The sequence below is a fragment of the Brenneria sp. hezel4-2-4 genome (assembly GCF_013155275.1).
Taxonomy (GTDB): Bacteria; Pseudomonadota; Gammaproteobacteria; order Enterobacterales; family Enterobacteriaceae; genus Brenneria.
The window spans coordinates 75,618-94,132 of the sequence record NZ_JABJXS010000007.1; the positions used below are offsets into that span (position 1 = coordinate 75,618).

Annotated in this window: 15 protein-coding genes and 4 pseudogenes; 13 read left to right on the forward strand and 6 right to left on the reverse strand. The window is 50.3% G+C overall.

The window, feature by feature from the left end; all coding sequences use genetic code 11:
- Window positions 1-11: 11 nt before the first annotated feature.
- The 5 genes and pseudogenes from HOY33_RS14510 to HOY33_RS14530 all read left to right on the forward strand — a co-directional run.
- Window positions 12-1,901: pseudogene (locus tag HOY33_RS14510) on the forward strand (primase-like DNA-binding domain-containing protein); the annotation flags it as partial.
- Window positions 1,902-2,112: 211 nt separating this feature from the next.
- On the forward strand, window positions 2,113-2,430 hold the full coding sequence (locus HOY33_RS14515; RefSeq protein ID WP_172290886.1) for a helix-turn-helix transcriptional regulator: 318 nt from the start codon (window positions 2,113-2,115) through the stop codon (window positions 2,428-2,430).
- Window positions 2,427-2,951, forward strand: coding sequence for a rhodanese family protein (locus tag HOY33_RS14520; protein WP_150437343.1), 525 nt, complete (start codon window positions 2,427-2,429; stop codon window positions 2,949-2,951). Before HOY33_RS14515 ends, HOY33_RS14520 begins: the two co-directional genes overlap by 4 nt.
- A 765-nt stretch (window positions 2,952-3,716) precedes the next feature.
- Complete coding sequence (locus tag HOY33_RS14525; RefSeq protein ID WP_172290887.1) at window positions 3,717-4,886, forward strand: reverse transcriptase domain-containing protein; 1,170 nt, start codon at window positions 3,717-3,719, stop codon at window positions 4,884-4,886.
- 68 nt (window positions 4,887-4,954) lie between these two features.
- Window positions 4,955-5,888, forward strand: a pseudogene (locus tag HOY33_RS14530) (IS3 family transposase).
- Between the two features lie 283 nt (window positions 5,889-6,171).
- Here HOY33_RS14530 and HOY33_RS14535 read toward each other — a convergent pair.
- Window positions 6,172-6,951 (reverse strand): DeoR/GlpR family DNA-binding transcription regulator, encoded by a 780-nt coding sequence (locus HOY33_RS14535; protein WP_150437345.1) that lies wholly within the window; start codon window positions 6,949-6,951, stop codon window positions 6,172-6,174.
- Between the two features lie 456 nt (window positions 6,952-7,407).
- Here HOY33_RS14535 and HOY33_RS14540 point away from each other — a divergent pair, with 456 nt between their 5' ends.
- The 8 genes and pseudogenes from HOY33_RS14540 to HOY33_RS14575 form a co-directional block, all read left to right on the forward strand.
- Entirely contained in the window at window positions 7,408-7,737 is a 330-nt protein-coding gene (locus tag HOY33_RS14540) for a PTS sugar transporter subunit IIB (protein WP_150437346.1), read from the forward strand.
- Between the two features lie 17 nt (window positions 7,738-7,754).
- Window positions 7,755-9,047, forward strand: coding sequence for a PTS sugar transporter subunit IIC (locus HOY33_RS14545; protein WP_150437347.1), 1,293 nt, complete (start codon window positions 7,755-7,757; stop codon window positions 9,045-9,047).
- Window positions 9,048-9,087: 40 nt separating this feature from the next.
- Window positions 9,088-9,396 carry a PTS lactose/cellobiose transporter subunit IIA gene (locus tag HOY33_RS14550; RefSeq protein WP_150437348.1) on the forward strand — a complete coding sequence of 103 codons (309 nt, stop codon included), beginning with the start codon at window positions 9,088-9,090 and terminating at the stop codon, window positions 9,394-9,396.
- 25 nt (window positions 9,397-9,421) lie between these two features.
- On the forward strand, window positions 9,422-10,822 hold the full coding sequence (locus HOY33_RS14555; protein WP_150437349.1) for a glycoside hydrolase family 1 protein: 1,401 nt from the start codon (window positions 9,422-9,424) through the stop codon (window positions 10,820-10,822).
- A gap of 62 nt (window positions 10,823-10,884) precedes the next feature.
- On the forward strand, window positions 10,885-11,850 hold the full coding sequence (locus HOY33_RS14560; RefSeq protein ID WP_150437350.1) for a Gfo/Idh/MocA family protein: 966 nt from the start codon (window positions 10,885-10,887) through the stop codon (window positions 11,848-11,850).
- Between the two features lie 4 nt (window positions 11,851-11,854).
- On the forward strand, window positions 11,855-12,883 hold the full coding sequence (locus HOY33_RS14565) for a Gfo/Idh/MocA family oxidoreductase (RefSeq protein ID WP_150437351.1): 1,029 nt from the start codon (window positions 11,855-11,857) through the stop codon (window positions 12,881-12,883).
- Window positions 12,884-13,030: 147 nt separating this feature from the next.
- A complete protein-coding gene (locus HOY33_RS14570; protein ID WP_150437352.1) occupies window positions 13,031-14,566 on the forward strand; it encodes a carbohydrate porin in 1,536 nt (511 codons plus the stop codon).
- A 341-nt stretch (window positions 14,567-14,907) separates the two neighbouring features.
- A pseudogene (locus HOY33_RS14575) lies at window positions 14,908-15,165 on the forward strand (integrase core domain-containing protein); the annotation flags it as partial.
- Window positions 15,166-15,205: 40 nt separating this feature from the next.
- On the opposite strand, the pseudogene HOY33_RS20665 reads toward HOY33_RS14575, so the two are convergent.
- From HOY33_RS20665 to HOY33_RS14595, 5 genes and pseudogenes are all read right to left on the reverse strand, one after another.
- Window positions 15,206-15,430: pseudogene (locus HOY33_RS20665) on the reverse strand (group II intron reverse transcriptase/maturase); the annotation flags it as partial.
- 52 nt (window positions 15,431-15,482) lie between these two features.
- The gene (locus tag HOY33_RS14580) at window positions 15,483-16,166 is read right to left on the reverse strand and encodes a TetR/AcrR family transcriptional regulator (RefSeq protein WP_150437353.1); all 684 of its coding nucleotides are present in this window, start codon (window positions 16,164-16,166) and stop codon (window positions 15,483-15,485) included.
- Between the two features lie 198 nt (window positions 16,167-16,364).
- The gene (locus HOY33_RS14585) at window positions 16,365-17,063 is read right to left on the reverse strand and encodes a hypothetical protein (protein ID WP_216660522.1); all 699 of its coding nucleotides are present in this window, start codon (window positions 17,061-17,063) and stop codon (window positions 16,365-16,367) included.
- 218 nt (window positions 17,064-17,281) lie between these two features.
- On the reverse strand, window positions 17,282-18,178 hold the full coding sequence (locus HOY33_RS14590) for an NAD-dependent epimerase/dehydratase family protein (protein ID WP_150437354.1): 897 nt from the start codon (window positions 18,176-18,178) through the stop codon (window positions 17,282-17,284).
- A gap of 113 nt (window positions 18,179-18,291) precedes the next feature.
- Entirely contained in the window at window positions 18,292-18,489 is a 198-nt protein-coding gene (locus HOY33_RS14595) for a 4-oxalocrotonate tautomerase family protein (protein WP_150437355.1), read from the reverse strand.
- Window positions 18,490-18,515 lie beyond the last annotated feature (26 nt).

Consider the following 18,515-nt stretch of genomic DNA (forward strand, 5'->3'; position numbering starts at 1 on the left):
GTGGTGAGATCTATGAGGCCCGGGATGGGCGCGGCACCTGGATTTGCAACCAGTGCGGGGCCGGTGACGGCCTGAACTTGGTGGAAAAGGTTTTATCGCTGTCGGCGAAAGCGGCGGCGGAACGGGTGGCCGACCTGCTGTTGCCGCTGGTTAACTGCGCGGGGGATATCGTCAACGTGCAATTGATTAATGCCGCCGGGGACAAGCGGACCCTGGCCGGGGGCCAGGTCAAGGCGGCCTGTCACTGGCTGGCGGGCCAGGATAATGCCGTTATCTGGCTGACCGAAGGCTACGCCACCGGGTTGTCCGTGCACCAACTGACCGGCGAGACGGTCTGCGTGGCCCTCAGCGCCAACAACCTGGCCGCCGTGGCGCAGGCGTTGCGCGAATGTTACCCGGACGCGCGGCTGTTGCTGGCTGCCGAGAACGGCACCGGCCAGACCCGCGCCGTAGATACTGGGCGACTGGAACGACGTGTACCAGCCGCAGGGCGCGATTGCGACGCAGGCGCAGTTGCTGGCGTTCAGCCAACCGGCCGTCACCAGCCCGTTTGATGCGCTCAGCGATGCCGACCTGAAAGCTATGAGCGCCAGCGAAAAGGCCGAGCTGTTGGCCGCGCATTATGGCAATATGCTGGCCGTGCCATCGCTCGGTGAAGAGATTTGCCGCTACGAACACGGGGCATGGCAGGTGTTGCCGCACCGCCAACTGTGCCGGGAAATCGCCGCGCTGTTCCAGACGGTGCGCGCGCCATTCTCGGCGGCGGGCATCAACGGCATTCTGGGCACCCTCAAGCTGATGGTGCCGCATATGGGCGAACTGGCCCGCCGCCTTATCGGCTTTCGTAACGGGGTGTTTGATACCGTCATCGGGCGGTTTTGCTGCCACCGCCAGGAGAACTGGTTGCGCACCGTCAACAGCGTGGACTATATCGCGCCCAAGGCCGGGGATAATCTGGCCGAGCATGCGCCGCACTTCTAGCTCTGGTTGACGCGGGCCGCCGGACAACAGGCCGAAAAGTAGGAGTGTATCCTCGCGGCGTTATTTATGGTGTTGGCCAACCGCTACGACTGGCAACTGTTCCTGGAAGTGACCGACCCCGGCGGCAGCGGCAAGAGCGTGATGGCCGCCGTCGCCAACCTGCTCGCAGGGCAGGACAATACCACCTCGTCCACCATCGATACCCTGGAGTCGGCGCGCTCGAGTGCTCTTCCGTGGTCGGGTTCTCGCTGATTATCCTGCCCGACCAGGAGAAATGGAACGGCGACGGCGCGGGCATCAAGGCCATTACCGGCGGCGACGCGGTGGCCATCGACCCGAAATACCGGGATGCGTATTCCACGCACATTCCGGCGGTCATTTTTGCGGTCAACAACAACCCGATGTGCTTTAGCGACCGCAGCGGCGGCGTGTCCCGTCGCCGGGTGATCACCACCTTCCCGGATGCGATACAGGCCAATAAGCGTGATCCGCAACTGCTGACAAAAATCCGCGGTGAACTGGCGGTGATCGTGCGCCACCTGATGCCGCGCTTTGCCAACCCGAACGCGGCGCGCGCGTTGCTCCAGGCGCAGCAGAACTTGGCGGAGGCATTGACGGTCAAGCGCCATGCCGATCCGCTGGTCGATTTTTGCGGCTACCTCGCGGCGCTCAGCATGCCGGTCGGGTTGTACATGGGGAACGCCAATATTCGCCCGGCCAACCCGCGCCGTTACCTGTATCACGCTTACCTGTCGTTTATGGAGGCTCGCGGGCACCAACACCCGATGAGCCTGACGGTGCCGAATACGCTGTGTGAGTATGAAATCGTGCTGTTGAAACGCAAGACTAAGCAGGGAATGCAAACCAACCTAGCGTTGCGTGACGAGAGCGACGCCGACTGGCTGCCGAAGTGCGACTAACTGGCAGCGGTGCGATGACTTTAAACCGGCGAAAGCCGGTTTTTTTACGCTTATATTGCGGGGCTTACCGATTTATTACCGCTTAAATATCTTGTTAATATATAAAACAGTGTCTTAGTTATCATTGTTCATGACTTGCACAAATATTTTTGTTTTGTACGCATAATTGTGTATTTTATATTTATCTAAGTTTAGTGAATTCTAAAATAAAATGCCTGAAAACAGTTTAGCTCAACTTAAAGAAAGCGCCCAGGCAGCTTCAGGTTTGCTCAGGTCAATGAGTAACCCCAGTCGGTTGCTGATCCTCTGTATGCTCATTGACTCTCCCGGTACGTCTGCGGGGGAACTAAGCAGAGTGGTCGGATTGAGTCCTTCTGCGACGTCACAACATCTTGCGAGGATGAAGGCGGAAAATCTTATTGAATGCAAGCGGCTGGCACAGCGAATGAATTACTTCATCAAAGATGAGTCGGTTTGGAAGCTGGTAACAATCCTGAAAGAAATTTACTGCCCGGAGGTAGGACAATGAGTGATAACACGGCTTCACCAGCCCAGATCCAGCGCCTCAGAGAGCGTGGGGCTGTCATCGTTGATATTCGTGAAACGGATGAGTTTCGCCGAGAACATATTGACGGCGCCATTTCTCTGCCGCTAACAGAAATTCAAGCGGGCAGACAACTAGAAACGGCTTCAACACGCTATCCGGTGATTTTTCATTGCCAGGCCGGTACCCGTACAAAACAAAACGCTGATGTCTTGGCCCGTATGGTGAAGCCGACGGAGTTTATGATCATGGACGGTGGGATCAACGCCTGGAAACAGGCCGGGCTGCCCACGGTACAGGATAAAAAACAAACCCTTCCTCTGATGCGACAGGTGCAGATCACTGCCGGGAGCCTCATTCTGGCCGGTGTAATTGCGGGTTACGGTGTCAATCCCGGTTTCTTTCTCTTGTCCGGTTTTATCGGCTCAGGGCTCATTTTCGCCGGCGTCAGTGGCTGGTGCGGCATGGCAAATCTGTTGGTAAAAATGCCCTGGAACAGGCAATAACAATACCCGATGGGTGATTGCGGCGCATAGCACTAATCCTGGCCTGGCGTGCGTACGAAAATGCAAGACTAAGCCCGGAGGCGATAAACCCATCGGGTTGTTAATTGGCGACGGCGAAGCCGATTTGTTACCGAAGTGCGACAGGGGGTAACTTCCTTTCACTATTGGTGCTGCCGATCAATAAGGTGTTATTGATCTACAGAACCCATTGGAGGCTATTACAGCGGGCGGCCTATAGTCGGATTGAACACTGCGCCGCCGCCCAGCACCTGGGAACCTCAATGGCCGCGTCCACATGCGCATTCTATAATATGTCTTCACCACACCGGCTCCGGCCGGTTTTTTTGTGGTGTGCCGGGCATGCTCAGCAGCTAGGGGGTGAAAGTCCCCTGTCCAGCTTGATGGTGGCGAAGGACTAGCGAAGCGCAAGGGCGTCGTCGTGAGGCGGGGTCTGAAGGAAGCGTGGAGCAAAACCATGACCTGACGAACAGAAACCCGATACAAGACCTACCCGGCTGGCGGAGCAAGCCAATGATTGCAAAGACCATAACCATCAAGAGCCGGGGTGGTAGATTGGGCAGGTGTGTGGCGAAAGCGGCAGAGCTTACCCCGGGAGGCCTGTCCAGCGTTCTGCATTCAGAACTGGGTGCATCGCAAGGTGCGCTGACCTGCGGACAGGAGTCAGCAGAGGGCATAGTAGGACAAGGTTGTCTGAAGGCCCGAACGGTAATGAGTGACGAGTATCAGCAGAGGTTCTGACCGGTCATGCAGCAGAAAACGCATTGCGCCCCTATAGCGGAAGGACGGGGTGAGGCCCCGGAAGGTCGTTGTCAGGGGGCTGAAACCGTGCAGGCACCGACGAATGGAGAAAGTCCGCCGTCAACCGCATGGCTGATGGAAGCCATCTGTGAACCCGTCAATCTCAGGCAAGCCCTGAAAAGAGTAAAGGCCAATAAAGGCGCGGCAGGTGTAGACGGTATGAGCGCAAGCGAACTGCCGGACTATCTGAAGCATCACTGGCTGGAGCTGAAAGCGCAACTGCTGTCCGGCAGTTACCGCCCATCCCCTGTGAGAAGAGTCTCCATCCCGAAACCCGGCGGCGGCGAACGCCTGCTGGGTATTCCGGCGGTGGTGGATCGCTTTGTCCAGCAGGCGACGATGCAGGTGTTGCAGAGGCAGTGGGACAGCATGTTCTCTGAGCACAGTTACGGGTTCCTGAAAGCAGGCGTGATGGAAGCAGAGCTGGTAATGCCGATGACGGAAGGGACGCCGCAGGGTGGACTGCTGTCGCCGTTGTTATCGAATCTGCTGCTGGACGACTTCGACAGGGAACTGGAGAAACGCGGGCTGAAGTTCGCTCGTTACGCAGATGACTGCAACATCTACGTGAAAAGTGAACGGGCAGGTAACCGTGTGATGGCGGGGCTGACGCGCTGGCTGAGCCGGAAGCTGAAGCTGAAGGTCAACGCGAAGAAGAGTGCGGTAGCGCGCCCTGACACGCGTAAGTTCCTGGGCTATAGCTTCAGAACGGGCAGGAAGGTGTGGTGCGTGGTGTCGCCGGAGTCGGTAAAGCGGTTCAAAACGCGGGTAAGGGCGCTGACGGGGCGTAACACGGGAAGGAGTCTGGAGCAGCTAATCCGGCCGTTGAAGCGATACCTGACGGGATGGAAAAGCTACTACGGTCTGAACCAGTGGCCGTCGCTGATGCGCCCGCTAAACATGTGGATAAGGAGCAGGCTACGCTGCGTCCTGTGGAAACAGTGGAAAACAAGCCGCAGGCGCTTCGAAGAGTTACGTGTTCGCGGAATAGGGAAAGAGCTTGCGGTGCAGACGGTGGGAAGCTGCCACAGTCTCTGGCGAATAAGCTGTAGTCCGGGGCTGAATATGGCATTACCAAACAGTCTGTTCCTGAAACTGGGCCTGCCGGAGTTATAGTCAGGTGACGATAAACTGAACTGCCCCGGAAATCCTGGAGACTAAACTTTTTGAGAGAGGTAAACAGGATGACCAAAAATATGCGTTTTTCCCCTGAGGTCCGTCAGCGGGCCGTCCGTATGGTTCTGGAAAGTCAGAGCGAATACCATTAATTATGGGCAGCCTTCAACTCCATTGCCCCAAAGATTGGCTGCTCGCCGGAGATGCTCCGCACCTGGATTCGCCATCATCTGGAGAAACGCAGCCTGCGTCACTAGCGCGATGAGCGACTGAAGGTGGATATACGGCGGGTGTACGATGAAAACCACAGTGTATATGGAGTACGCAAAGTTTGGCGCCAGTTGCGTCAGGAGGGTATCAGCGTGGCCAGATGCACGATCACTAGGCTGATGAAGGTCATGGAGCTTGCTGGTGTGCGCCGGGGTAAAAAAGTGCGCACCATGGTTAGCCGGAAAGACGTTGCCGCAGGTGACCGGGTGAACTGCCAGTTCGTGGTAGAACGGCCGGAGTAGGTGTGGGTGGCTGATTTTACCTACATGTGCACCCGGCAGAGCTTTGCATACGTGGCCTTCATTATCGACGTGTTCGCCGGTAGTATGGGGTTCGTCGTCGATGGAAACGACGTTCGTGCTGGACGCCCTGGCGCAGGTGTTGTGGTTCAGATGCCCCTGCGGTGGCACTATCCATCACAGTGATAAAGGCTCCCAGCATGTGTCGCTGGCGTACACGCATCGGTTTAAGTATGCAGAATTTCTGGTATCGACCAGCAGCACGGGTGACTCATACGACAACGCGATGGCAGAAAGCATCAACGGACTTTATAAAGCGGAGGTGATCTATCGTAAGAGCTGGAAAAACCGCGCCAAAGTGGAGTTAGCCACGCTGGCGTGGGTGGACTGGTATAACAACAGACGATTACTGGAACGACTGGGTCATATCACGCAGGCAGAAGCAGAACAGGCATATTACGCTTCCATCGGAAACGGTGATCTGGCAGCCTGAGTTCAAAGACAAAATACTCTCCCGGAAAACCGGGGTGATTCAGTAACCAATCCTGCATACGATAATTTTAGTGATTTTTTTTAAAACATGATATTGAGCTAGACATCATTCATGAATTGTGAAATGCAAGCCCTATGCCACTGGCTTATATTCCTTAAAAAGGAATATAAGCTGAATTAAAAAAGTCACAATCAGAAATGCTCACGTTTATTGTAGAGACATTCAGTGTAACAATTATTATCCGGATTTTTTGAATTGGGTTGCTCAAAAAATTTAGGGAGTTTCAGTTATACTTATCTATGTCAACAGTTTTCTCGTTCACCACAATCAGTTCCACATCATTCGCTTCAATAAGTTTTAGTATGTTTTGTGGGGGGAGTTTATCTGTAATAATATGGTCAATGTCCGACCAGGTGCATGACTGATACATCAGTTGAGTGTTGAATTTGCTAAATGAGGTAATGCAGATAACCTTTTTTGACTGTTTCGCCATGGCTACTTTTTGCAGTGCATCAAGTTCCGTATCTGTTGTTATTCCTGCTTCAGATAATGCGCTGACGCCAATAAAAGCTTTGTCAGCATGGTATCTTTTAATTTGCTCTATGGTTGTATTGCCTAATATAGCATGAGAGTAATCATCAAATCCCCCTCCCAATATGGATATGCTGATCCCTTTTTTTCCAATAATCTCACTTAGTACTTCAATAGAGTTTGTAATAACACATACCGATGAGGGTAATTGGCGAGCAAGGGCCACAGATGTGGTGCCGGCATCAATGAAAATGATATCTTTATCATTAATGTTTTTTGCAGCCCAAGCTGAAAGTAGTGCTTTTTCAGGGCTACACTGTGTACGTTTAACATAAGGGTATTCAACACGTTTTTCTGCCAGAATAGCGCCGCCACGGATGCGCATAATATGCGGGAGTTGAGCAAGTTTAACTAAATCCCGGCGAGCGGAATCAGACGAAATATTATATTGCTGGCAGATGTAATCAAGAGTCACTTTTCCCTGCATTTTGATTAGCTCTTCTAACTCGATTAACCGTTCTTCTTGTGTCATTAACATATTCCATTCTTTTTATATGTAAGGATAGCCGATTGATATTATCTGATAACGTTGTCTGCGTACATGGACGATTGGTAGGCCGGATACTTGTGTTCTCAATGTAGCCTTCCATTCATTCGCTTAAAAACACTTAACAATGCACCTGTGTATAGTTAAAAAACAACTTATTGCGAAATAAATTAAGTGAATACTTAATTTTATGTGATTTTTATCACAAATAAGTAATGAATTGTAAGTGCTCCATCTTTTTTGCGTATCTTATCACGGAATCCCCTTGTCCGTGCTGCCAGTATGCAAATGTCATACAGATGCATGTAACCCGAGAGGACATACACGATTTACCAGATACTCTGGTGTACAGGGGAATCCCACCGGTTCATCTAATGTGTCGTGGTTGAAATAGATCGCCTTTGTCACTTACTTATCTTTCTATAAAAAGAGGGCTGAACGATGAACAAAATTTTCCTGTGTTGTGCGGCTGGTATGTCGACAAGTATCGTCGTAAATAAAATGAAACAAGTTGCCAGTTCTAAAGGTATTGAGGCGGAAATTATTGCCGTGGCGATGGAAGAATTTGAATCGACCATTCCACATTTTGATTGTTGTCTGTTAGGACCACAAATTAAATATAAGTTTGAGGAATTTAAAATCATTGCGCAGCGTGAAGGTAAACCTATCGCCATTATCAGCAATATGGATTACGGCATGCTCAAAGGCGAAAAAATCCTTGATGATGCACTGAAACTGATCCGCGACGCTAAAACCAACCCAGTGCAATAATTTTACAGGGTATTATTATGTCGAACGCATTTTTTAATTTTATTGAAAATAAAATCACGCCCGTTGCCGCTATCGCCGGAACACAACGCCATATAATGGCGGTGCGCGATGGTTTTATTGGCGCTATGCCCTTTATGATCGTTGGCTCTTTTTTACTTATTTTTGCTTTTCCGCCTTTTTCGCCGGATACCTCGTTCTTTATTGGTAAGCTGTGGTTATCCGTTGCCCAAGAGTATTTTAACGAAATCATGACCCCCTACCACATGACGATGGGGATCATGGCCTGCTATATCAGTGCGGGGATAGCTTATAACCTGGCGCAAACCTACAAGCAGGATACTTTTTCCTGCGCAATGCTCTCCCTGATGACCTTTCTCCTGATCTCGTCGCCCTATAAAGAGGGTTCACTCCCCGCGGCCTTCCTCGGCGGATCGGGGATTTTTACCGCGATTCTGGTGGGAGTATTCTGCGTCGAACTGGTCCGCATCCTGAAGGTATATAACATCGGTATTAAGTTGCCAGAACAGGTGCCGGATAAAATTCGCCACTCCTTTAATCTGCTAATCCCGGCGATTGTTATTATTTGCACGATTTATCCGTTGAACGTGGTGCTACAGCATCAGTTTGGCATGCTGTTGCCGGAGATCATCATGACTGCCTTCACCCCGCTGATTTCGGCGGCGGACTCCCTACCGGCGGTTCTGATTGCGGTCTTACTCTGCCAGGTATTGTGGTTCTCAGGCATCAACGGTGGGGCGATTGTCGTCGGCATTCTGCAACCGTTCTATCTGATCAACCTCGGACTGAACCAGACGGCGCTAGCCAACGGTTTGCCTATTCCGCACATTTTCGCTGAAGCATTCTGGGCTTTCTTCATCAATCTCGGTGGCTCAGGTGCCACCCTGGCGCTGGTTCTTCTCTACATGCGCAGTAAAGCGGTGCACCTTCGTGCTATTGGTAAGCTGTCGGTGGTGCCGGTCTGCTTCAACATCAACGAACCGGTCATCTTTGGGAGCCCGGTGGTGATGAACCCCGTGCTCTTTATCCCCTTCATTATCGCCCCGGTGGTGAACGCCGTCATCGCCTGGTTTGCCACCACCAGCGGCCTTATTGCCAAAGTGATCTCGCTAGTTCCCTGGACCACGCCCGCTCCGGTTGGCGCAGCATGGGGGGCTGGTTGGGTCATGAACAACACACTGTTAGTTGTGGCGTTGATTGTTATCGACATATTTATCTACCTGCCTTTCTTCAAAATTTACGAAAAGCAGCTTCTTGAGCAGGAACAAGATCAGGAAGTGGCAACGGCATAAGCCGTTCCTCCCGCCTTCTTATATTGAGTGGAGACAGAACATGGATATGGAATCAACGGTAATGGAATTGATCATCAATGCAGGGGAATCGCGCAGCTATGCGATGGAGGCTCTGCGTGCCGCCAAACGTGGCGAGTGGGAGCAGGTAGCGGCGAAACTTTCTGCCTCAGCGCAAGCCTCAAAACGTGCGCACGATGTTCAGACCATGTTGATTGGTCTGGACGAAGGGTGCGGCAAGGTGCAGGTCAATCTGGTGCTGGTCCATGCGCAGGATCACATCATGACCTCCATGTTGGCACGTGAGCTGATTGAGGAAATCATTGACGTCCAGCGTCAGTTACAGCGTTAACCCTTTCTTCTTACTGGAGTAAAACATGACATTTCCAAGTGGTTTCTTGTGGGGCGGCGCGGTTGCGGCCAACCAATGTGAAGGGGCCTGGAACATTGACGGCAAAGGGCCGAGTATCCAGGATGTCACCCCTCAAGGGGTGATGGGACCGATGACGGCACAGCCGACGGAAGATAACCTGAAGCTTACAGGGATCGATTTTTATCATCGTTATAAAGAAGACATTAAACTCTTTGCCGAAATGGGGTTTAAGATTTTTCGCACCTCAATTGCCTGGTCGCGTATCTTTCCCAATGGTGATGAACCGCACCCCAATGAAGCGGGACTTGCGTTTTATGACGCCCTTTTTGACGAGTGCCATAAATACGGCATTGAGCCATTGGTAACTCTTTCGCATTATGAAACACCGCTGCATCTGACCAGGGAATATAACGGCTGGGCGAACCGGGTGCTGATCAGTTTTTATGCCCGCTATGTCACCACGGTGTTTACCCGCTATCAGCACAAGGTGAAATACTGGCTCACCTTTAATGAAATTAACTCGGTGTTACATCACCCCCTGATGAGTGGAGGCATCGAAACGCCTAAGAATGAGCTGAGTCAGCAAGATTTATATCAGGCGGTGCACCACGAATTAGTGGCAAGCGCACTTGCGACGAAGATTGGCCGGGAAATCATGCCGCAGGCAAAATTTGGATGCATGGTTTTAAGTCTGCCCATTTACCCGCTGACCCCAAATCCCGATGATGTGATGGCCTGTATGCACGCCGACCACCGCAATGATTTCTTTGCCGATGTGCACGTGCGCGGTTATTACCCCGGCTATATGAAGCGCTATTTCCGTGAGCAGGGTATTCATCTTCAGATTGAAGAAGACGATATTCAGATCTTGACTCACACGGTCGATTTTCTGTCTTTCAGTTATTACTTCAGTACCTGCGAAACCGTGCAGACCGGTGTCGATGGAGCTACAGGGAATTTAATTGGCGGTGTTAAAAATCCGCACTTAGCCGCCAGTGAGTGGGGCTGGCAGATTGATCCGCAGGGGCTGCGCTACATCTTAAACAAATACTATGACCGCTATCAGATCCCGCTGTTTATTGTGGAGAACGGCCTGGGGGCGAAGGATGTGTTGATAACTGACAGTGCGGGCGAACCCACGGTCAATGACGACTATCGCATCCAGTATTTGCGTGAACACCTGGAGCAGGTCCATGAGGCCATTCTCGATGGTGTACCGGTCATGGGCTACACCACCTGGGGCTGCATCGATCTGGTCAGTGCCTCTACAGCTCAACTATCCAAGCGCTACGGGTTTATTTACGTCGATCGCGATGACGACGGGAAGGGCTCATTGGCGCGCTACAAGAAAAAATCCTTTTACTGGTACCAGAACGTTATCCATTCCAACGGTGTTGAGCTTTAAGCAAGCAGATTTGATTTTACTAATCCAACTGCACTTCTGCGGGGGACACAACGAGGTGGTAGATGAAATTAGGCATTCTTGGCACGGGCATGATCGTCAAAGATTGGCTCTTGACGGTCCACAAGCTGCCCTTTAGGGCTCTTGCGATTTTAGGTACGCCGCAAACGGAAGATGAAACACGTGAGCTGGCGACACGCTACCAGATTGACGACATTTTTTTTGATTACCAGGCCATGTTGGACAGCGATGTCGACACGATTTATGTGGCGTTGCCGAACCATTTGCATTTCCTGTTTGCCAGCAAGGCGCTGCAAAAAGGTAAACACGTCATTATCGAAAAGCCCATCACCACCAGTATGGATGAGCTTAGTACTCTGAAGGGGCTGGCCACAGAGCACAATGTCATCATGCTGGAAGCGATGAATATCCATTCTCTGCCGGCCTATTTATCACTTCAGTCGCAGCTGGCTAGTATCGGCAACATTAAACTGGTGACGCTGAATTACAGCCAGTACTCCTCGCGTTACGATGATTTTATGGCAGGCATTGTCCACCCGGCCTTTGATGTCAGAAAGGGGGGCGGGGCGTTGATGGACATCAATGTCTATAACCTTCATTTCGTCGCCGGACTGTTTGGTGAGCCGAAGGCGGTCAATTACGTTGCCAACGTGCATAACAACATTGATACCAGCGGCATGATGTTGCTCGATTACGGCGACTTTAAATGTGTCTGCATTGCCGCAAAAGACTGTAAAGCCCCGACCACCTCCCTAATTCAGGGAGATAAAGGTAATGTGCAAATACCCCTGCCGGTTAACCAAATGACAGGTTTTGATATGGTATTGAATAACGGTGATCGCGCGCAGTTTACTTTTAATCGTCGTGAACATCGCCTGCTTTATGAATTCCAGACCTTTATTTGCATTATCGACACACTGGATTATCAAGCTGCTGCACGCCTACTTGATGTAAGCACCATTGCAACGCGGATGATTGAAAGTGGTAAAAAACAACTGATTGTGGAGTGAAACAGTGACAACGAAATTAATTCTTGGCTTTATCGGCAATGGCAAAAGCGCTAACCGTTATCATCTGCCGTTTATTCTTTCGCGTGCGGATAAAATCCTCACCAAAACCATTTATTCTGCCACCGCAAGTCGGGACAGATGGCCCCAATTACCGGGTGTGACGTACACCGATAATCTGGATGTGCTGCTGGGCGACCCGGAAATACAGGTGGTGGTGGTCAGTACGCCGTCTGCACTGCATTATGACTTTGCCTTGAAGGTATTACAGGCCGGAAAGCACTGCGTTGTTGAAAAACCCTTTACTCATACTGAGGAAGAGGCGCAAACCTTATTTAACGTGGCGAAAGAGAAAGGATTAATGGTGCAGTGTTATCAGAATCGCCGTTTTGACAGTGATTTTCTGACCACCCAAAAAGTCATTGAATCCGGCAAGCTAGGGGATTTACTCGAAGTAGAAATGCATTATGACTATTACCGTCCGTCTGTTCCTGAATCGGTTAAAGAGTTTAGTGCGATTAACTCATATCTGTATGGTCACGGCTGTCACACCCTCGACCAGGTGATTTCGTACTTTGGTGTACCGGATCACGTCCGTTACGATGTTCGCCAACTGCTGGGCGACGGGCGTATGAATGACTATTTCGATGTGGATATGTACTACGGCACGTTGAAGGTCTCAGTGAAATCGAGCTACTTCCGTGTCAAAGAGCGCCCGAGCTTTGTGGCATACGGAAAAAAAGGGATGTTTATCAAGTACAGCAAAGATAAGCAGGAGCATCATCTCAAGCTCTTTTATATGCCCGATAACGTCGACTTTGGGCAAGATGCTCCTGAAGATTACGGCGTGCTGACCTGGATGGATAATACTGGTGTCTATCATGAAGAAAAAGTGGTCACAGAGCAGGGCGATTATGCCCGCTATTATGACGCGCTTTATGAAACCCTTATTAACGGCAAAGAAAAATTAGTGAAAGATGATGAAACTTTGCTGCAAATTAAATTACTGGAAACAGGGATTTCAGGTTTGAATTAACCCTTGTTTGTTCCATCTGGTTGTATTGTGAACTTTTAGCGGTACAACCCTTTTTTATAATAAGACCGACCATCATAGGTTATATCACCTGTGCGCCCATTACGCCTGTAAACAATAACTAAATAAGTTTTTCATTATAGGATTAATATGAACATTAAACCCGTGCTCTACCTCTTTACATTAAGTGCCTCTTCTTTATTTGTGGCGAATGCGCTTTATGCCGCACCGCTGACGCTTGAAGAACGTGTGGCTATCCTCGAAAATCAGCTCTCCTCTAATATGAAGGAATTGGATGCGACCAAAGCACAGTTAAAAAAATACGAATCGGCTAACCTGCCCACTACGGCGAGAAATGAAACAAAGTCTGTTTCGGTTATAACCTCTGATGTTGCCTCGATGACTTTAGCAGACATAAGTAAATATGTGAAAGAGGATATCGGTTTTAATTACTCAGGTTATTTCCGCTCTGGCTATGCGGCCGGTAACCGGGGGGCGGCGAAATCCTATGCTATTGGCTCACTGGGGCGCTTCGGTCAGGAAAACAGCTCCTGGTATGACCTTGAACTTTCGCAGCGCGTTTATCATGACGGTATTAAAACGGCTAAAGCGGTGGTGATGCTGGATGGCAACGTCGGCGGACAATACAGTGCTGGCTGGTTTGACCGTACCTCCGATAACCTGCTGCAATTTTCCGATATCTATCTGACCACGCGAGGTTTTCTGCCTTTCGCGCCGGAGGCGGATTTTTGGGTCGGTAAACATACGCTGCCGAAATTTGAAATCCAGATGCTTGACTTCAAATACCACAAGTCAGACTCCGCCGCCGGTATTGGGCTGGAAAACTGGCAACTGGGGCCGGGTAAGGTTAATGTCGCACTGGTGAGAGAAGATCTGGATGCGCATGCCATCGACAGTAGCATGGATCAGACCCAGCAGATCAATACCAATACTGTCGATGCCCGTTACACCGGGATGCCATTATGGAATAAAGCCACTCTGGATCTCTTTGGTCGCTATTCTGCCGCCAACAAGACAGACCAGAATAAGCGCGATGAAAATAATGGGACTTACTACAGCGTGAAAGATGCCTGGCACGCTGGGGCAAGGCTAACACAAAACTGGCAAAACGGCGGTTTTACCTATTTGACCGCTCAAATGGCGAACAACTCCATTGCCAGTGGCATGGGGCTGGTAACCGATTCCAGCGCTCTCTATGGCTACAATGGTCAGTATTATGGTGAACACACGAACGGCACGGCCTGGCGCGTGCTCTCGGAAGGGGAAAACTACCTGTTGCCGAATGTTGTCATCGCACATGCCCTCGTGTATGCCGCAGGCAATGACATCTATGACTATTACACAGGTGCTCACACCGACTTCCACTCTACCCGCGCGGTGATGCGTCCAGCCTATATCTGGGACACCTTTAACCAGACAGGAGTTGAGCTGGGGTGGTTCGATCAGCGCAACAAAGCAGACGGGGAGAGCTATCGTGAGTCGGGACTGAAAATGACGCTGTTCCACACCCTGAAGGTGGGCCCCAGCATGTTAACCTCGCGCCCGGAAATTCGTTTCTTTGCTACTTATCTGAAGTCTTTTGATAACGAGATAACTCAATTCACCTTTAACGACGATAAAAAAGATCAGTTTACCGTTGGTGCTCAGGCAGAGGTGTGGTGGTAAATCATCGCTGTTTGCCGATGACTGAGTGCCGTTAATCTCAATTGCTTGTAAAAATAGTGACTGCTCCCCGCCGTATACGGCGGGGAGCAGTCACTTCTCATGTGGTTACGTATGTCATCGGGTATTTACGGGGATGACCAGCCAGATTCATTCCTTTTGATTGCAGAATAGCTGTAAAGTAGTACATCTGGGAGGATAATCAGCCTCAATACGAAATCGGTGGGGACTGATGTATCTGCAGTATGTGGTACTGCATCTTCTGACCTGTTGAGAGAAATATAGCGAATCGTACACTCGTCCATGATGGTGGTGCGAACGATATCCAGGAGTCTGTATATAAAGCAGAACTTCTGGCATCGACCGGAAGCACGGGCGACTCATACGACAACGCGATGGCAGAACGCATCAACGGACTTTATAAAGCGGAGGTGATCTATCGTAAGAGCTGGAAAAACCGCGCCAAAGTGGAGTTAGCCACGCTAGCGTGGGGGGACTGGTATAACAACAGACGATTACTGGAGCGACTGGGTCATATTCCGCCGGCAGAAGCAGAACAGGCATACTACGCTTCCATCGGAAACGGTGATCTGGTCACCTGAGTTCACAGACAAAACACTCTCCCGGAAAACCGGGGCGGTTCAGTAATCGATGATGCACAGTATCGAAGTAATGGGGCAGGTCTCCCTCAATAACCCTGTATCCCCGCGTTTCTCTGCAGAATGTGAGTTGTAATTCTAGCGTGCGGATCGCTGGTGGACACTAAGTTCCGGACGGAAGCCATATGAGCGCGTATTAAAATCGCTCTCCCCGATGGATCGATTGCTACCAGCATTGCCCCTGAACAATACGGTCCCGTAATTTGGGGCTACAGTGGTGATTGTTTTTTGAATAACTTGATGTGGGAGAGCTAAATCTTTTACTCAGGAAATTTGTGCACATAAGCACGCATGAAGACTTCTACCGCGCGTGAAACAATATCCGATATTTGTCTTTCGCTTAGCTGAACAGTCACATTGTATAAGCCTGCTTCATTTATCTCAGATTCCAGTAAGCCAAAATAATGACAGGCGGCAACATGGGGATCCGAACTGTGGAAATAGCCTTTCTCAATCAATGGGTTGAAATATTGTTCAAGATGGTAAACTACCCGCGCGGAACCTTGCTGGTAAAATAACCGGCCCACATCAGGGTTTGTTGAGGCAGCAATCATCATCCGCCGCACGGCAAGTGACTGCGGCGTATGAAAACTGGTAAGGATGTACTGTCCAAATTTGATTAGTGCGTATTGGCAGTCTTCTTCATGATCGGGAAAATTCAGCGAATCTATAGCGTTCCCTGAAGGGGCACTAAATTGAGGATCATGTCCGCTACGGTACAAAAAATTGATTATTTCGCCATCATGTTCTTGCGATGCCTTGGTTATCAATGCAGAAAACAACGACTCTTTCGAGTCAAAATAGCGGTATAGCGTCGATTTTGCGCTACCAGAGCTTGCTGCTATTGCGTCCATTGTCGCGTTTGCAAAACCGACTTCAAGAAAGACATCTCTTGCTGCAGTTAAGAAGGCGTTGCGAATGTTTTCTGTTTTGCTTCTGGGCATTAATGCTCCATCGAATTTCTTATCGCAGATTAATAAAAGTATAACACCGAAACGATGTAGTATCGTTTCGGTGTTGTCAAGCTACATTACTGTCGATCATACGATCAATCAGTTAAGTCGCTGATGTTGTTTATATATTGACTTTAAATCATGTTTTTAATGTAATATCTCTTGTGTCTGTAATGCATTTTATCTGCTTCACTTTGCAGCTGTTACTGTTAAATTGCGGAAAAAAGCAACTGTGCCTGATTCTAGCCAGACACCAACTCCGCCTCGCTGGTTTGCGCCCAGTTTCAAATCGTTGACGATTAATGACGGTGTCGTTTTTCTGTCCAGATAGAGTACTGCCTTCTGTCCGGTTACGACAATTTTCATGTGTATCCAGCGCTCCATGCCCAGCTCGGCATAGCTTTCATACTTTTCCGGCGATGCTTGTCTGAGTCTGTCAAATTTGTAATCAGGGTAAGCGACATACTGAACGCTGTGATTGCGCCGAACCTGATCCTCCGCAATGCTGTTCGTGGGGCGCAGATAAATACTTTCAAAGCGTCCGTCGCTGTCAATGCGGAAAGTCAAACCGATGAACCCTCTGGCGTAGGCCGGAGCCTTTTCCACTAGTTGACTAGCAACATCGACTTCCACCACACCGTCGCCAAAATCAAGCGGCAACCATGCCATAAAATTTCGGTCGGCCAGTTTTTCCTTTTCTGGATCCTGTATCGCCGAAGAAGGCATGGTCATTTTAAACGCCGGCTCGCCTTTGAACGCGCTTTGTTCAAGTGATACACCGGAAAGCGTGAAGTTCCCGACGGCAAGGCTGGCCGCGGCGCCGGCGGAAAAAAATTCAGCGGCGCAGAACAAGCCGAGAGAAAAAGGTAAGGTGCGTATCAGACTCATAAATTCTCCGGTATGCTAATTTAATTGCCTAAGCTAATGGTATGACATCAATTGCTAATTCGATATAAAACAATGGATTCCATGTGATGATAACCAGCGGTGCTCCGGCAGATAAAGCGTCATTTGGATTGGACTCTGCAAACGTTTTGTAGGGGATGAACTAATGGGGTTGAACCGGGGCTCCCTGTCTCTTCGTTCTTTCGCCGGGCAACGGGTTGCTATTCGATAGCCATTTCGGTCAGGATCCATTGGATAACGGAGTTATGTCGCGGTTTCCAGCCTAGTTCCTCGCGGGCGCGCACCGATCTGACCCTGCTGTTGGAACCTAATGAGTAGCGGGCCCGGGTTTGACCCCATACCTGTGCAGCCTGTTCAATCGACCAGCTTTCCGGCCCTTGGACGCCGAGACGTTTCGCCAGCGTCGTCCCTAATTCAGCAAAGGATGATTCTCCATTCTCGACAAAATAGAATGCGCCTGATGACGCATTTTTCAACGCCAGCCGGTAAAGTTCGCAAAGATCATCTATATGGACGTTCGACCAGATATTCACGCCTTTTCCAACGATGCGCATTACGCCGCTCTCCCTAGCCTGATTAATGAGCAGCGGGATCTGTACGCTGCGGGTGCCTGGGAGCTTTCCCTCCCCATAGATGAGGCTGTTGCACAGAACTATGCCGCGTATTCCCTGTGCTGCCAGTATTTTTTCATCAATCGCCCTGCGTGCCTGTTTTTCCGGCGTTATCAGCAGCGCGCTGTTCTCATCAAAGCTGGTGTCGTTGACTTTATTGCCATCACTCATATCGGCGATAACGCTGGTTCCGCTGGTATGGATGAGCGGCTTGCCGCTGCTGCGAAGCGCTGTCAATAAGGTTTCCACGGTATTCCGGTCATCGCTGTTGGCGGCATTGATGACGGCATCGGCCTGCTGTGCCTCGCGGGTGAGCAACTCCCTGTCGTTCAGGTCGCCGAGAATGGGTTCGATCCCTCTGGCCGTCAGCAGTCCGGCCTTATCTGGATTACGGACCAGCCCTCGGATGCGGTGTCCGGCGCTGCGTAAATATACTGACAGCGAGCCGCCAATGTATCCTGTTGAACCGGTGATGAAAATCTTCATTTCGGGCCTCCTTTTCATCGGTAATTATATAACGCCGCATGGGTCAGAACCGTTGTTCACGGTTGAACAACGGCCTGATATAGACACAAGAAGGGATAGGATATAAACAATCCTCAGCCTGATTTTTTCAGCGTCTCGGAAAACAATTCACCGGAAATGGCCCAGTTCTCGGTCTTCACGTCGTTAAAAATAACGTATACATACCGCGGATCGACATTGGCATGTTCGGCAATGGCGTCGGTGACGGCTTTGGCTATCGCAGGTTTGGCCTCATCGCGGCCTTCGAACATCTGGATGTTAACTACGGGCATTATTTGATCCTCTTTCAGCGTTGGAA

Coding starts and splice junctions, on each gene's coding strand:
- HOY33_RS14545 (WP_150437347.1), top strand. CDS start 7,755: ATGTCGAACGCATTTTTTAATTTTATTGAAAATAAAATCACGCCCGTT.
- HOY33_RS14550 (WP_150437348.1), top strand. CDS start 9,088: ATGGATATGGAATCAACGGTAATGGAATTGATCATCAATGCAGGGGAA.
- HOY33_RS14525 (WP_172290887.1), top strand. CDS start 3,717: ATGCAGCAGAAAACGCATTGCGCCCCTATAGCGGAAGGACGGGGTGAG.
- HOY33_RS14580 (WP_150437353.1), bottom strand. CDS start 16,166: ATGCCCAGAAGCAAAACAGAAAACATTCGCAACGCCTTCTTAACTGCA.
- HOY33_RS14540 (WP_150437346.1), top strand. CDS start 7,408: ATGAACAAAATTTTCCTGTGTTGTGCGGCTGGTATGTCGACAAGTATC.
- HOY33_RS14535 (WP_150437345.1), bottom strand. CDS start 6,951: ATGACACAAGAAGAACGGTTAATCGAGTTAGAAGAGCTAATCAAAATG.
- HOY33_RS14520 (WP_150437343.1), top strand. CDS start 2,427: ATGAGTGATAACACGGCTTCACCAGCCCAGATCCAGCGCCTCAGAGAG.
- HOY33_RS14595 (WP_150437355.1), bottom strand. CDS start 18,489: ATGCCCGTAGTTAACATCCAGATGTTCGAAGGCCGCGATGAGGCCAAA.
- HOY33_RS14585 (WP_216660522.1), bottom strand. CDS start 17,063: ATGAGTCTGATACGCACCTTACCTTTTTCTCTCGGCTTGTTCTGCGCC.
- HOY33_RS14555 (WP_150437349.1), top strand. CDS start 9,422: ATGACATTTCCAAGTGGTTTCTTGTGGGGCGGCGCGGTTGCGGCCAAC.
- HOY33_RS14515 (WP_172290886.1), top strand. CDS start 2,113: ATGCCTGAAAACAGTTTAGCTCAACTTAAAGAAAGCGCCCAGGCAGCT.
- HOY33_RS14560 (WP_150437350.1), top strand. CDS start 10,885: ATGAAATTAGGCATTCTTGGCACGGGCATGATCGTCAAAGATTGGCTC.
- HOY33_RS14570 (WP_150437352.1), top strand. CDS start 13,031: ATGAACATTAAACCCGTGCTCTACCTCTTTACATTAAGTGCCTCTTCT.
- HOY33_RS14590 (WP_150437354.1), bottom strand. CDS start 18,178: ATGAAGATTTTCATCACCGGTTCAACAGGATACATTGGCGGCTCGCTG.